This window comes from Methylobacterium sp. EM32, assembly GCF_040593685.1.
GTDB lineage: Bacteria > Pseudomonadota > Alphaproteobacteria > Rhizobiales > Beijerinckiaceae > Methylobacterium.
Genome location: NZ_JBEXZS010000021.1, coordinates 1 through 13,355, shown reverse-complemented (window position 1 = coordinate 13,355; position 13,355 = coordinate 1). Strand labels below are relative to the sequence as shown.

At 71.2% G+C, this 13,355-nt stretch carries 11 protein-coding genes and 1 pseudogene; 6 read left to right on the top strand and 6 right to left on the bottom strand.

Annotation, left to right across the window (positions count from 1 at the left end; genetic code table 11):
* From ABZT49_RS03510 to putA, 3 genes and pseudogenes are all read right to left on the bottom strand, one after another.
* Positions 1-215, bottom strand: a pseudogene (locus tag ABZT49_RS03510) (hypothetical protein); the annotation flags it as partial.
* A gap of 322 nt (positions 216-537) precedes the next feature.
* Positions 538-798, bottom strand: a complete 261-nt coding sequence (locus ABZT49_RS03505) for a hypothetical protein (RefSeq protein ID WP_355283095.1) — start codon at positions 796-798, stop codon at positions 538-540.
* A 226-nt stretch (positions 799-1,024) separates the two neighbouring features.
* Positions 1,025-4,114, bottom strand: coding sequence for a bifunctional proline dehydrogenase/L-glutamate gamma-semialdehyde dehydrogenase PutA (gene putA, locus ABZT49_RS03500; protein ID WP_355283092.1), 3,090 nt, complete (start codon positions 4,112-4,114; stop codon positions 1,025-1,027).
* A 126-nt stretch (positions 4,115-4,240) separates the two neighbouring features.
* Between putA and ABZT49_RS03495 the strand changes: the two genes are divergently transcribed.
* A complete protein-coding gene (locus ABZT49_RS03495; protein ID WP_060848166.1) occupies positions 4,241-4,705 on the top strand; it encodes an Lrp/AsnC ligand binding domain-containing protein in 465 nt (154 codons plus the stop codon).
* A 148-nt stretch (positions 4,706-4,853) separates the two neighbouring features.
* The gene (locus ABZT49_RS03490) at positions 4,854-5,171 is read left to right on the top strand and encodes a hypothetical protein (RefSeq protein WP_355283089.1); all 318 of its coding nucleotides are present in this window, start codon (positions 4,854-4,856) and stop codon (positions 5,169-5,171) included.
* A 256-nt stretch (positions 5,172-5,427) separates the two neighbouring features.
* On the opposite strand, the gene cysK is transcribed toward ABZT49_RS03490, so the two are convergent.
* Positions 5,428-6,408, bottom strand: a complete 981-nt coding sequence (gene cysK, locus ABZT49_RS03485; RefSeq protein WP_355283087.1) for a cysteine synthase A — start codon at positions 6,406-6,408, stop codon at positions 5,428-5,430.
* Positions 6,409-6,735: 327 nt separating this feature from the next.
* On the opposite strand from cysK, the gene ABZT49_RS03480 reads away from it, so the two are divergent.
* The gene (locus tag ABZT49_RS03480; protein ID WP_355283084.1) at positions 6,736-8,115 is read left to right on the top strand and encodes an NAD(P)/FAD-dependent oxidoreductase; all 1,380 of its coding nucleotides are present in this window, start codon (positions 6,736-6,738) and stop codon (positions 8,113-8,115) included.
* Between the two features lie 241 nt (positions 8,116-8,356).
* On the opposite strand, the gene ABZT49_RS03475 is transcribed toward ABZT49_RS03480, so the two are convergent.
* On the bottom strand, positions 8,357-9,808 hold the full coding sequence (locus ABZT49_RS03475) for an NAD(P)/FAD-dependent oxidoreductase (RefSeq protein WP_355283081.1): 1,452 nt from the start codon (positions 9,806-9,808) through the stop codon (positions 8,357-8,359).
* Positions 9,809-9,832: 24 nt separating this feature from the next.
* On the opposite strand from ABZT49_RS03475, the gene ABZT49_RS03470 reads away from it, so the two are divergent.
* From ABZT49_RS03470 to ABZT49_RS03460, 3 genes are all read left to right on the top strand, one after another.
* Positions 9,833-10,465 carry a 2-hydroxychromene-2-carboxylate isomerase gene (locus ABZT49_RS03470; RefSeq protein WP_355283078.1) on the top strand — a complete coding sequence of 211 codons (633 nt, stop codon included), beginning with the start codon at positions 9,833-9,835 and terminating at the stop codon, positions 10,463-10,465.
* A 104-nt stretch (positions 10,466-10,569) separates the two neighbouring features.
* Positions 10,570-11,985, top strand: coding sequence for a M20 family metallopeptidase (locus ABZT49_RS03465; protein WP_355283075.1), 1,416 nt, complete (start codon positions 10,570-10,572; stop codon positions 11,983-11,985).
* Positions 11,986-12,340: 355 nt separating this feature from the next.
* Entirely contained in the window at positions 12,341-12,670 is a 330-nt protein-coding gene (locus tag ABZT49_RS03460) for a hypothetical protein (protein WP_355283073.1), read from the top strand.
* Positions 12,671-13,057: 387 nt separating this feature from the next.
* On the opposite strand, the gene ABZT49_RS03455 is transcribed toward ABZT49_RS03460, so the two are convergent.
* Positions 13,058-13,321, bottom strand: a complete 264-nt coding sequence (locus ABZT49_RS03455; protein ID WP_355283070.1) for a GNAT family N-acetyltransferase — start codon at positions 13,319-13,321, stop codon at positions 13,058-13,060.
* Positions 13,322-13,355 lie beyond the last annotated feature (34 nt).

Below are 13,355 nucleotides of genomic sequence, written 5' to 3'. Positions count from 1 at the left end.
GCGTAGGCCGGGGGCGGCGGGGGCGGGGGCTGCATGCCGTTCATGATGGCGCCGGCCGCGACGCCGCCGAGCACGCCGGCCGCTGCGCCGCCGATGATCGCCGCGCCGACATTGTCGCGGGCCTGGGCCTGGGGCGCGGCGGTGACGAAGAAGGCGGCGACGAGCGCCGCGCCCGCGCCGAGGCGCGGAAGGCCGTATGAGGTCAGAGCGCGCACGCTGAGGGTCTCCCGAAGGTGTTGGCGCGAGAATGCGAGTGACTGCTTAACGAAGTGCCAAGCTTGCCGCCCGGCCAAAGGTCGAGCGGCACGGCCCGGGGCCGACGAAAGCCTCGCGCCGTCGGGATCGAGCTGTGGTGCCGGTTTGCGGCGATTTCCGGGTACGCTCACGGTTCGGCGGAGGGTGTGTATTTCGGGTGACGGTGCCGCTCGTCGACGCGAAAAGGGCCGCCCGGAGGGCGGCCCATCATCAGCGTCACGGGATGGCCGGAGGGCCGGGGGCGCGGCGAGGGCGCCCCTCGGGAGAGTCCGGTGACCGGGCTCAGCAGCGATAGCCGCCCGCGGTCTGGCCGTACTGCTTGACCGGGAAGTTCTGCTGCTTGGCGTTGCCCTCCGAGGCCGAGCTCATCGGGCAGGCGCCGTAGAACGGCACGCTGTCATTGGCGCGGCCTCCGAGCGAGCCGGTGGTCTCGACGTCATAGGCCCAGGCCGGGGCGGGGGCGTAGGGGAATGCCATGGCGGTCGAGAGCGGGGCGGCGGCGAGGACGAGGGCGGCGGCGAGGGCGGCGATGCGGGTCTTCATGTGATCCAATCTCCGTCTTCTGCCGATCGACCCGGGGGTGATCGGCGTTCCGTTGCGATGATTGGAATATAGAGAGCCTCGACACGCCGGGACGTGCTCCCACGCACGCAGCGGAAGGGATTAAAGATCCACCCGCCCAAGGTTCTGGTACACAGTATCAGCCAATCAAGCTGTGCCATTCCCCAGGGTGAGTGATCGCTCCCCGATGTGCAACCCGCGGCCGCGCTCACCCCTCCATGGCGATCAGCGCCGCGTCGCCGCCCGCCGCCGCGGTATTCACCGTCACCGTCTGCTCGGTGGCGAAGCGGGTGAGGTAGTGCGGCCCGCCGGCCTTCGGACCGGTGCCGGAGAGACCGTGGCCGCCGAAAGGCTGCACCCCGACCACCGCGCCGATCATGTTGCGGTTGACGTAGATGTTGCCGGTGGAGAGGCGCGCGACCACCCGTTCCACCGTGGCATCGATGCGGGAATGCACGCCGAGCGTCAGGCCGTAGCCGGACGCCTCGATCGCGTCGAGCACCCGGTCGAGATCGGCGGCCTTGTAGCGGGCGACGTGCAGGATCGGCCCGAACACCTCCTCCGTCAGCGCCTCGGGCCCGGCGATCTCGTAGATCTGCGGCGCCACGAAATGGCCCGCGCCCGGCACCTCGCCGGCGTAATGCACCGTTGCGCTGCGGCGCATGGCGGCGCCGTGACGGTCGAGGCGGGTGCGGGCCTCGGCGTCGATCACCGGGCCGACATGGGTCGCCGGATCGCGCGGATCGCCGAGCCGCAGCTCCTGCGCGGCGCCCGCCACCATCCCGATCACCTTGTCGGCCACGTCCTCTTGGACGAGCAGCAGGCGCAGGGCCGAGCAGCGCTGGCCGGCGGAGCGGAAGGCGGAGGTCACCACGTCGTCGGCGACCTGCTCGGGCAGGGCCGTGGCGTCGACCAGCATCGCGTTGATGCCGCCGGTCTCGGCGATCAGGGGCACGATCGGCCCGTCCTTGGCGGCGAGCACCCGGTTGATGTGGCGCGCCACCTCGGTCGAGCCGGTGAAGACCACGCCGGCCACGTCCTTATGCGCCACCAGGGCCGCCCCGACCGCGCCGTCGCCCGGCACGAGGTGAAGCGCGCCGGGCGCCACGCCGGCCCGGTGCAGGAGGCGCACGGCTTCCGCCGCGACGAGCGGGGTCTGCTCGGCGGGCTTCGCCACCACCGCGTTGCCGGCCATCAAGGCCGCGGCGACCTGGCCGACGAAGATGGCGAGCGGGAAGTTCCACGGCGAGATCGCCACGAAGACGCCGCGGCTGCGCAAGGTCAGGCGGTTGCTCTCGCCGGTCGGGCCCGGCAGGGCTTGGGGGGCGCCGAAGAGCTTGCGGCCCTGCGCGGCGTAGTAGCGGCAGAAATCCACCGCCTCGCGCAGTTCCGCCACCGCGTCGTCGAGGGTCTTGCCGGCCTCGGCCTGGAGCAGGTGGATCAGCCGGCCGGTCGAGGCCTCCATCGCGTCGGCGGCCCGCTCCAGGGCGGCGGCGCGTTGCTCCGCCGGGACGCGGCCCCAGGCGAGCGCGCCCTTGCGGGCGGCCTGCATCGCGGCCGCCGCGGTCTCGGGCGAGGCGTCCGTGACGGTGCCGACGACCGTGCGGGCGTCGCTCGGGCTCACAACATCGCGCGGCGTGCCGGCTTGCGCCGCGCCGTCGATCACCGGCGCCGCCTCGGCGGGGCCGCGCGCGGCGGAGACATTGTCCGTCAGGCGCTCCAGCGCCGCCCGGTCGCCGAACTCGACGCCGGCGGAGTTGATCCGCTCGGGGGCGAACATCTCGGCGGGGCGGCGGAGCTTGGCGTGCCGGGCGCGGTCCGGGTTGCCGACGCTCTCGGCCGGGCGGCGCAGCAGGGTCTCGACCGGCACCGACGGGTCGGCGGCCTGCGAGACGAAAGAGGAATTGGCGCCGTTCTCGAGCAGCCGCCGCACCAGGTAGGCGAGGAGGTCGCGGTGGCCGCCGACCGGCGCGTAGGTGCGGCAGGCCGCCCCCGGCACGCTCGCCAGCAGGCGGGCATAGAGCGCCTCGCCCATGCCGTGCAGGCGCTGGAACTCGTAGGTGCCGGCTTCCGGCCCCGCCCGCTCGACGATCGCCGCGACGGTGAGCGCGTTGTGGGTGGCGAATTGCGGAAAGAGCCGGGGGCGATGGGCGAGCATCCGCTCGGCCGCCGCCAGGTAGCTGAGATCCGTCATGCTCTTGCGGGTGAAGACGGGGTAGTCGGCCAGGCCGCGCTCCTGGGCCCGCTTCACCTCGGTGTCCCAGTACGCGCCCTTGACGAGGCGCACCATCAGCCGCCGGTCGAGGCGGGCGGCGAGGTCCGCGACATGTTCGATCACCTGGAGGCAGCGCTTCTGGTAGGCCTGGACCGCGAGGCCGAACCCGTCCCATCCGGCGAGCGCGGGGTCGCCGAGCACCGCCGCGATGACGTCGAGGGAGAGTTCGAGCCGGTCGGCCTCCTCGGCATCGACCGTGAAGTTAAGGTCGTAGCTCTTCGCCGCCTTGGCGAGGTCGAGGAGCACCGGCACCAGCTCGGCCATCACCCGCTCGCGGCCGACCGCCTCGTAGCGCGGATGCAGCGCCGAGAGCTTGACCGAGATGCCCGGCCGGTCGGGCAGCGGCTTGTTGCCGGCGGCCCAGCCGATCGCCTCGATGGCGGCGGCGTAGGACGCCGCATAGGCCCGGGCGTCCTCCGCCGTGCGGGCGCCCTCGCCGAGCATGTCGAAGGAGTAGCGGTAGAGCCGGCCCTGTCCGCTCGCCGAGCGCTTCAACGCCGCCTCGATCGTCTCGCCGAGGACGAAATGCCCGCCCATCACCCGCATCGCCTGGCGGGCGGCCTGGCGCACCGCCGGCAGGCCGAGGCGCTTGGCGAGGCCGGCCAGGATCCCCTCCGGGGTGTCGCCGGGCTGGATGATCCGCGCCGACAGGCCGAGCGCCCAGGCCGAGGAGCGTACCAGCAGGGCGTCGGAGCGGGTGGCGTGCTGCTCGAAGCCGCCGAAGCGCAGCTTGTCCTCGATCAGCCGGTCGGCGGTGGCGGCATCGGGCACCCGCAGCAGGGCCTCGGCCAGCACCATCAGCGCCAGGCCCTCCTTGGTCGAGAGCGAGTACTCGCGCAGCATCGCCTCGACGCCGCCGAGACCGCCGCTCTCCTGCCGGATGGCGCCGACGAGGTCGCGGGCGAGCGCGTCGACCCGGGCCTCGCGCTCCGGCGGCAAGGCACCCCGCTCCAGGAAGAGGCGGGCGAGGACGGCATCGTCGGGAGCAAAGGGCGCGTGGAAGACGGGGAGCGGAGCGGGCATCGGGGCGGGTCCGGGCGGGGTATTTCTTGACGATCCTCAGGATAACCGCCCTTCCGCCGCGCTTCGATGGCGCTTATCGCCGGCTGGCCGCAGGATCGGCGGCGAAACCGGGGTTTGGGAGAGAGAATGACGGACGGGCTCGACCGGGTCGACCGGCAGATCCTGAAGATCCTCCAGCGCGAGGGGCGCATCCCGAACGTGGAGCTGGCCGAGCGGGTCGGGCTGTCGCCGACCGCCACCGGCGAGCGGCTGCGCCGGTTGCAGAAGGATGGGGTGATCACCGGGTTCGGGGCGCGGCTCGATCCCCAGCGCTTAGGGTTGAGCCTGCTCGTCTTCGTCGAGGTCTCGCTCGACAAGACCACGCCCGACGCCTTCGCGCGCTTCGCCGCCGCGGTGCGGCGCGCGCCGGAGGTGCTGGAATGCCACATGGTTGGAGGCGGGTTCGACTACCTGGTCAAGGCCCGGGTCGCCGACATGCCGGCCTACCGGCGCTTCCTCGGCGAGGGGCTCCTGTCGCTGCCGGGGGTCAACAACACCCGCACCTACGCGGTGATGGAGGAGGTGAAGAGCGACGGAGTGCTGCCGCTTTAATCCCGGGTGTCATGCGTTCAGCGCATGATTTCGCTGCGACATAACGGAGCTTTGCAGCCATTGCGGAGTTGGCAGAGGGAGCGGCTTGTCGCAGTCTCACTTCTATCGAGCCGCCGAAGAGCGGCCTGACGAGAACGGAGGTACGCCGATGGTCAACCCAAACCGCCTCGTGAAATCCGCCTGGATCGCCGCGGAAGTGTCCCGCGAGAAATCTGAAAAGGTCCTGGTGGTGGAGGCCTATATCGCTGTCAGCCCGCTGGAGGGCGGCTTCGATGCCGGCCGCTACGGCCGCCTGGTCGAGGATGTGCGTCGCATCCTGGCCGAGAACCCCGACATCGACCGGGCCTCGATCCTGAGCGTCCACCGCGAGTCGCGCTGCGCGGCTCTGTTCCGCCGCGGCGCCTGCGAGGAGGAGCGGCATCACGAGGTCCGCCACGAGGAGCGCCGGCCCGAACTGGTCGCTTGAGACGCCGTTGGCATCTCGCGACGGGCCTCACATCCTCCATCGTCATCCCGGGGCCGCGCAGCGGAACCCGGGATCCATAACCGCTGGGGTTTGCGGATGAGGCGGGACGGTGCCTGCCCGGTTCTGTACCGCTAGCGGTTATAGATCCCGGGTTCTCGGCTTCGCCGAGCCCCGGGATGACGCGGAGGGTCGGGCGTTCGTCGCGCAGACCCGTCGCTGTCAAGGCGGAGCCGTGCGGCCCCGCCCCGAACGCGCCTCAGAGCCCCTCGAACAGGGCCGACGAGATGTAGCGCTCGGCAAACGAGCAGGCGACCGTCACGATCCGCTTGCCCTTGAATTCCGGCCGGGCCGCGACCTCGAGGGCCGCCGCGACGTTGCCGCCGGTCGAGATGCCGCCGGGGATGCCCTCGATCCGGGCGAGGAGGCGGGCGGTGTCGAAGGCGGTCTGGTTGGAGACCGTCACCACCTCGTCGATCACGCCGCGGTCGAGCACGCCCGGCACGAAGCCGGCTCCGATGCCCTGGATCTTGTGCGGGCCGGGCTGGCCGCCGGACAGGACCGGGGAATCCTCCGGCTCGACGGCGACGACGCGCAGATGCGGCAGGCGCGGCTTGATGACCTGGCCGACGCCCGTGATGGTGCCGCCGGTGCCGACGCCGGCCACGAAGGCGTCGAGCTGGCCTTGCGTGTCGTTCCAGATCTCCTCCGCGGTGGTCTTGCGGTGGATCTCGGGGTTCGCCGGGTTGTTGAACTGCTGGGGCATGATCGCGCCCGGGATCTCCTTCAGGAGTTCCTCGGCCTTGGCGATCGCGCCCTTCATGCCCTGCGGGCCGGGGGTGAGGGCGAGCTCGGCCCCGAGATAGGCCAGCATCTTGCGCCGCTCGAGCGACATCGTCTCGGGCATGACCAGGATCAGCCGGTAGCCGCGGGCCGCGGCCACGAAGGCTAGCGCGATGCCGGTATTGCCGGAGGTCGGCTCGACCAGGGTGCCGCCGGGCTTCAGCACGCCCGAGGCCTCCATGGCGTCGATCATGTTGACGCCGATGCGGTCCTTCACCGAGGCGATCGGGTTGAAGAACTCGAGCTTCAGCAGGATCTCGGCATCGAGCCCGCGCTCCTTGGCGAGGCGGTTGAGACGCACCAGCGGGGTGTTGCCGATGGTCTCGGTGATCGAGTCGTAGACCCGGCCGTGGCCGATCCGGCGGCCGGATTCCGAGGTGGAGGTGGCGTCGGCCATGGTGTGTCTCTCCCTTGAGGGCGCGTCGTCCGCCGCACGGGTAGCGGAAATCCGGACAGCCGTCGAGGTACACCGATTTATACAGTTTTCGACTGTGAAATAGCCTGTCATCCGGCGCGCCGGGCGTGCTGGAACGGTGCAGGGGCGGCGGGCCCGATCAGCACCGCTCTGAAGCTTTCCGGGGGGTTCCGCGGCTCTCGCCAGCATCGTAACCTTGGGTCAGACTGTCGCTTCGGCAAGCCTCGATCAGGCAAGTTCCGCGCGGGCCGAGGCACGCCGGGACGAGCCCCCGATCCGGCCGCCCGACATTGCCAGAGGGAGAGCCGCATGTCCGAGACCCTGCACCGCACCGCTCTCGAGACCACCCCCCTCGACGGGGTGAAGCGGGCGCCGCTCGCCGCGTCCGGGCCGCACCGGGTGGTGATCGTCGGCGGCGGCTTCGGCGGGCTCACCACGGCCCGAGGCCTCGGCGGCGCCGAGGGCATCGCCGTCACGCTGATCGACCGGCGCAACCACCACCTGTTCCAGCCGCTCCTCTACCAGGTCGCCACCGCGGTGATCGCGCCGGGCGAGATCGCCGAGCCGATCCGGGCGATCCTGCGCTGGGACCGCAATGTCAGCGTGCTGATGGGCGAAGTCGAGGGCGTCGACACCGAGGGGCGCTCAGTCCGCCTGCGCGACGGCACCCAGATCCCCTACGACACGCTGGTCCTCGCGACGGGCGCCACCCACAGCTATTTCGGCCACCCGGAATGGGAGCGCTTCGCCCCGGGCCTCAAGACCCTCGATGACGCCCGCCGCATCCGCGCCCGGGTGCTCCTCGCCTTCGAGGCGGCGGAGCGCGAGGACGACCCGGCGGCCCGCGAGCGGCTGATGACCTTCGCGGTGATCGGCGGCGGGCCGACCGGAGTCGAGATGGCGGGGGCCATCGCGGGCCTCGCCCACCACGCCCTGTCGAAGGATTTCCGCCGCATCGACCCGAAGCAGGCGCGGATCCTCCTGATCGAGGCCGCGCCCCGGGTGCTCGGCACCTTCACCGAGGACCTCTCGGCCTATGCGCGCCGCTCGCTGGAGCGCCTCGGCGTCACGGTGCTGACCGAGCACGCGGTCGAGGACGTGTCGGAGGAGGGGGTCACGGTCGCGGGCAAGCTGATCCCGGCGGCCACGATCGTCTGGGGGGCGGGCGTGCGCGCCTCGCCGGCAGGGGAGTGGCTCGGGGTCGAGACGACGCGCACGGGCCACGTGCCGGTCGGGCCCGACCTCGCGGTCATCGGGCGCCCGGGCATCTACGCCCTCGGCGACCTCGCCATGGCGAAGGCGGAGGACGGCAAGCCCCTGCCGGGCCTCGCCCAGGTGGCCGACCAGCAGGGCCGCTACCTCGGCAAAGCTCTGCGCGACCGCATCCTGCACGGCAAGACGGCCAAGCCCTTCCGCTTCCGCAGCCGCGGCAACCTGGCGATCATCGGGCACAATTCCGGCGTGGTGCAGTGGGACCACCTCAAGCTGAAGGGCTTCCTCGCCTGGGTGGTGTGGGGCGTGGCCCACGTCTACCTGCTGGTCGGCTTCCACAACCGCCTCGTCGTCACCTTGCGCTGGCTGTGGGCTTACTTGAGCTTCCAGCGCGGCGCCCGGCTGATCTCCGAGCGCGACGAGGCCGTCCTGGCGCTGATCCGCGGCACCCCGCCGGGGCGGATTCCGCCGCCTTGAGCGGTCGGGCGGGGGCTGAGTGCGGTCGCGTCGGCGGCTCGCTCCACGGATCTGACGCCCTCCTCGTCATCCCGGGGCCGCGACAGCGGAACCCGGGATCCATAAACGCCGACCTTTCAGGATGAAGCGGAACGCATCGAGCCGGGTTCTGCACCGTCAGCGGTTATGGATCCCGGGTTCTCGACTTCGTCGAGCCCCGGGATGACGTAGCGCGAGACCGACACAACCCATCGAATACGAACTACCGCTCCCCCCGCGCCACGAAGAACGGCGTCGGCTCCAGCTCGGCATCCTCGTGCGCCACCATCCGGGGAAAATGCGCGTCGGCCTGCGAGACGAAGAGGTCGCGCACCAGCGCCTGGGCCAGCCGCGTCGCCCCGATGCCGAGGCCCGGGATGTCGCCGGCGAGGGCGCCGTGGCTGAGGGTGACGCCCCAGTTGAAGACGTGCAGCAACCCGAGATCCGGCAACTGGCCGGGCACCCGCTCCAGCATCTGCATGCCGTCGCCGAGATAGGGGAAGCGCGCGGCCTCCGGGTTCGCCGCGGCCTCCGCCTCCGACACCCGCTCGCCCCAGGTCAGCACCGCCTCGCGAAACGCCTCCAGCTCCGGCCGCCGGGTCAGGTCGATGTCGAAGCCGACCGCCACCACGGCGGCGTCGACCGGATAGCGCCCCTTCGCGGTCTCGATCACCAGGCCGTCCGGCCGCTCCGCGATCCCGCTCCAGCCCTCGCCGAATCGCACCGCGAAGTTCGGGTGGCGGGTGCAGCGCAGGACCGATTCGTGCGGCGGCGGCGTGCCCTCGCCCATCATGTAGGCGGTGAAGGCCCAGCGCCGCGCGTCGTCGAGGGCGGCGTAGCCGCGCAGGAAGCCCGGGAAGGCGGCCCATTTCGACTTGTTGACCTGAGGAAAGCGCGAGCGGCGCACGAACAGCGTCACCTCGGCGGCGCCGGCCTCGAGCGCCGTGGCGGCGTTGTCGATCGCGGAGGCCGAGGCGCCGAGCACCGCGACCCGGCCGCCGCGGAAACGCGAGAAGTCGATTGGATCGGAGGAGTGGAACAGGCGCCCCTCGGCCGCGATCGCGAAGGGCGGCATCCGCCGCCCGCCCGAGCCGTCGCGGCCGCAGGCCAGCACCACCTTGCGGGCGTGGACGGTCTCGGGGCCGCCGGGTCCCTCGATCGCCGCCCCGATCAGCCCGCCCGCCGGCCACAGCCGCGTCAGCCGCGTGTCGTTCTCCACCGGCACGCCGACGGTGTCGCGCACGAACAGGAGGTAGCGCAGCCAATCGAGTCGCGGGATCTTGTAGAGGTCGCGCCAGCCCTCTTCTCCGGCTTGCGCCTCCCACCAGGCCCGGAAGGTGAGGGAGGGGATGCCGAGATCCGGCCCCGTCAGGTGCTTGGGCGAGCGCAGGGTCTCCATCCGGGCGAAGGTACCCCACGGGCCCTCGGCGCCGCGGGGCGCCTGGTCGATGACCCGCAGGTTCGAGACGCCCTCGCGCAGGAGCGCGAAGGCCGCGGTCTGGCCGCACATGCCGGCGCCGACCACCAGCACGTCGAGGGCGGGGCGCCCGTCCGGGCCCGCGACCGGCAGGGTCCAGGGGGCCGGCGGGTGGTTCAGGCGGGCGAGATCGCGCCGCACCTCGGCGGCCAGAGCCGTTAGACCCTTCACGGCCGCGCTCTCCTGGTGGATATCCATGCCCATCTCGTCTGGAGGTCCCCGATGGTCGAACTGTCCTGCTTCTACAGCCTGTCCTCGCCCTGGTCCTATCTCGGCGGGCCGAAGCTCCAGGACATCGTGCGCCGCCACCGCGCCCGGCTGGTGCTGAAGCCCTTCGACTTCCAGGAGGTGGTGCCCAAGACCGGCGGCGTGCCGATCCGGACCCGGCCGCAGCCGCGACGCGATTATCATGCCGTCGAGCTCGCGCGCTGGAGCGAGTATCTCGGCCTGCCGCTGACCGTCACGCCCCGGTACTACCCGATGCAGAATCCGGCGCCGAACTGGAACAAGCATGCCGGCTGGACGGTGATCGCGGCCCAACAGGCCGGGCTCGACGCCTTCCCGCTCTCGCACGCCATCCTGCGGGCGCTCTGGGCCGAGGAGCGCGACATCTCGGAGGCCGACGTGCGCCGCGCCATCGCCGACGAGAACGGCTACGACGGCGCCGCCCTGGTGGCTGCCGAACGGAGCGAGCCCGTCCAGGCGGAGTACCGGCGCTACGGTGAGGAGGCGGAACGCCTCGGCGTGTTCGGCTCGCCGACCATCGTGCTCGACGGCGAATTGTTCTGGGGTCAGGACCGGCTCGATTTCGTCGACCGGGCGCTGGCGAAGCGGCAGATCCTGGCCAAGGGCTAACCCGGCGCAAGCCTGAGCTGAGCCGGGTGCATGGCATCCGGCCCCCGTCGTGCGACAAGGGGTGGGGGCCAGGCACGAACAAGGCCCCGGACGGGCGAGGAACTATGCACAACAGCGAGGCGATCTGGAGGCACGTCGAGGAGCATGCGGCGGCGTTCGTCGCCCTCTCCGACCGGGTGTGGGAGATGCCGGAGCTCAACTTCCAGGAGGTGCGCTCGGCCGCCGAGCACACCGCGATGCTCCGCGCGCACGGCTTCCGGGTGACCGAGGGCACCGGCGGCATCCCGACCGCCATGATGGGCGAGGCGGGGGAGGGCGGCCCGGTCATCGCGATCCTCGGCGAGTATGACGCGCTGCCGGGCCTGAGCCAGGAGGCGGGAGTCGCGGCGCACCGTCCTCGTCCCGGTGAGGGCGCCGGCCACGGCTGCGGCCACAACCTGCTGGGGGCCGGCGCGCTGCTCGCCGCCACCGCGGTCAAGGACTGGCTCGCCGCTGAAGGCCTTCCGGGGCGCGTGCGCTATTACGGCTGCCCGGCGGAAGAGGGCGGGGCGGCCAAGACCTTCATGGTGCGCGACGGCGTCTTCGCCGACGTCGACGTGGCGATCACCTGGCATCCTGGGCCGTTCGTGGCGATCTGGGAGCCGGTCTCGCTGGCGATCCAGCTCCTCGACTTCACCTTCGCCGGCAAGGCCTCGCACGCGGCCGCCGCCCCCCATCTCGGGCGCTCGGCCCTCGACGCGGTCGAGCTGATGAATGTCGGCGTCAACTATCTGCGCGAGCACATGCCGAGCGACGCGCGGGTGCATTACGCCTATCTCGATGCTGGCGGCATCGCCCCGAACGTCGTGCAGGCCGGCGCCACCGTGCGCTACCTCGTGCGCGCCGCCGACCTGCCGAGCCTCCTCGATCTCGCGGCCCGGGTGGAGAGGATCGCGCAGGGCGCCGCCCTGATGACCGAGACCACGGTGACGAGCCGTGTGGTGAGCGCGATGTCGAACCTGCTCGCGAACCCGCCGCTGGAGCAGGCGCTGCACGCCAACCTGATGCGCCTCGGGCCCCCGCCCTTCGACGCCGATGACCGCGCCTTCGCGGAAGACATCCGGGCGACGCTGACGGCTGAGGACATCGTCTCGGCCCATCGCCGCTTCGGCGTGCCGGTGACCGATGCGCCGCTCTGCGACACGATCGTGCCCCTCGGCGCAGTCGGCGAGCGGATGATGGGCTCGACCGATGTCGGCGACGTGAGCTGGGCGGTGCCGACGGTGCAGGCCCGCGGCGCCACCTACGCCATCGGCACGCCGGGCCATTCCTGGCAGATGACCGCGCAGGGCAAGACCCCGGCGGCGCACAAGGGCATGGTCCACGTCGCCAAGGCGATGGCCGGCACGGCGGTCGACGTGTTGCGCGACCCCGACCTCCTTGCCCGCGCCAAGGCCGACCATGCCGAGCGGCTCGCCCGCACGCCCTATGTCAGCCCGCTGCCGGCGGGGCTCGCGCCGCCGCTCGACATGGTGGGGTGAGGACGCCCGCCCCGTCTCTCCGTGCGCCGGGCCGCGGGATCGCGAGCCCGGCGACTGCGCCCGCCAATGCACGGCATTGTGCCGAATGCATCAAATTTTAAGGATTTGCATCACCATGAGACCAGATCTCCTCTCGTAGTGCTGTTCCCGATGGAAGCGACCGCCCCACCTGGCGGCAACCGGCTCGAAGGCTGCGTCGCTCGTCGGAACGGAGCAGGTCGTGATTGTCTCGGGCTCGTCCCTCCTTGGGCAGATTCTTGCGAACCGGACATCCCCCGGATTCGTACCCGCCAAAGCCGCTTCCGCCCCGGCCGAGGCTTCGGCCCCGGCTCAGCCTGGCCCGACGCTGGCGTCCGTGACGATGTCGCTGGCGACACTCGACGCGCTGTTCGCGCTGCGGATAGCGTCGAGAGATGCCAGCGCAGCCGGGGCGGCGACCGATGCAGGGGCTCCTGAGACCGTGTCCGCATGGCCGGTCGCCCCGTCGTGGGACGACGCCACAGGCTCGCAACGGACCGTCAAGACACTGATGGGCGGCCAGACCGTGGTGGATCCCGACCTGGTGCGGGAGATCACGGCGGCACTCGAGAGTCAGAAGAGCCGGAGTGGCAGCGCAAGCCTCTCGGTCATGCCCCATCGCTCGACCGGCACGCTGGAAACGTCGTATCTCGCCGGAATACCCTGAGCGCCTGTTCGACTTGAGCATTTTCCGACGAAGTTGACACCGGTTCGTCGAAGAAAATGCGGCAAAATCATAAACCTAGAGAGCTTCGCGATTGCAACGCGATCGTGAAGTGCTCTTGCGAGGGCGGTATTGTGAGACGCTTCCCCATCCCTCCCTCGACCTCATCCTGAGGTGCGAACGCAGTGAGCCTCGAAGGAGGCCTCCAGTTTTCTCGAGACTTCTGGAGGCCTCCTTCGAGGTCAGTCGATTGTCCATCGACTGACACCTCAGGATGAGATTGTGAGTGGGAGAAAATCGACCAATCAGTCAAACCGGCTCTGAGGCATGATCCCGACGGTCATTCCCAATGACCGTCGGGATCACATCCCCACAACGGTCGATGGCTCGTCAGCCCACCAGGTCGCTGTGCTCGCGGTGGCGCCGCAGCCATGCCGCTGCATAGCCGCAGAGCGGGCGGATGCGTGCGCCCTCCGCCCGGGCGGCTTCGGCCACGCCCTGCATCAGCCGGTCGGCGGTGCCGGTGCCGCGCAAGGCCGGGGGCGCGTAGACGTAGGCGATGACGAGGGTGCCGGGCTGGCGGCGGTAATCGGCGTAGGCGACTTCGCCGTTCACCTCGAGCTCGAACCGGCTCCGCTCCGGGTTGTCGCGCATGGGGGCTCGTCCGGGGTTTGGGGCTGTGAGGGGA

Coding starts and splice junctions, on each gene's coding strand:
- putA (WP_355283092.1), bottom strand. CDS start 4,114: ATGCCCGCTCCGCTCCCCGTCTTCCACGCGCCCTTTGCTCCCGACGAT.
- ABZT49_RS03455 (WP_355283070.1), bottom strand. CDS start 13,321: ATGCGCGACAACCCGGAGCGGAGCCGGTTCGAGCTCGAGGTGAACGGC.
- ABZT49_RS03470 (WP_355283078.1), top strand. CDS start 9,833: ATGGTCGAACTGTCCTGCTTCTACAGCCTGTCCTCGCCCTGGTCCTAT.
- ABZT49_RS03505 (WP_355283095.1), bottom strand. CDS start 798: ATGAAGACCCGCATCGCCGCCCTCGCCGCCGCCCTCGTCCTCGCCGCC.
- ABZT49_RS03495 (WP_060848166.1), top strand. CDS start 4,241: ATGACGGACGGGCTCGACCGGGTCGACCGGCAGATCCTGAAGATCCTC.
- ABZT49_RS03480 (WP_355283084.1), top strand. CDS start 6,736: ATGTCCGAGACCCTGCACCGCACCGCTCTCGAGACCACCCCCCTCGAC.
- ABZT49_RS03465 (WP_355283075.1), top strand. CDS start 10,570: ATGCACAACAGCGAGGCGATCTGGAGGCACGTCGAGGAGCATGCGGCG.
- ABZT49_RS03490 (WP_355283089.1), top strand. CDS start 4,854: ATGGTCAACCCAAACCGCCTCGTGAAATCCGCCTGGATCGCCGCGGAA.
- cysK (WP_355283087.1), bottom strand. CDS start 6,408: ATGGCCGACGCCACCTCCACCTCGGAATCCGGCCGCCGGATCGGCCAC.
- ABZT49_RS03475 (WP_355283081.1), bottom strand. CDS start 9,808: ATGGATATCCACCAGGAGAGCGCGGCCGTGAAGGGTCTAACGGCTCTG.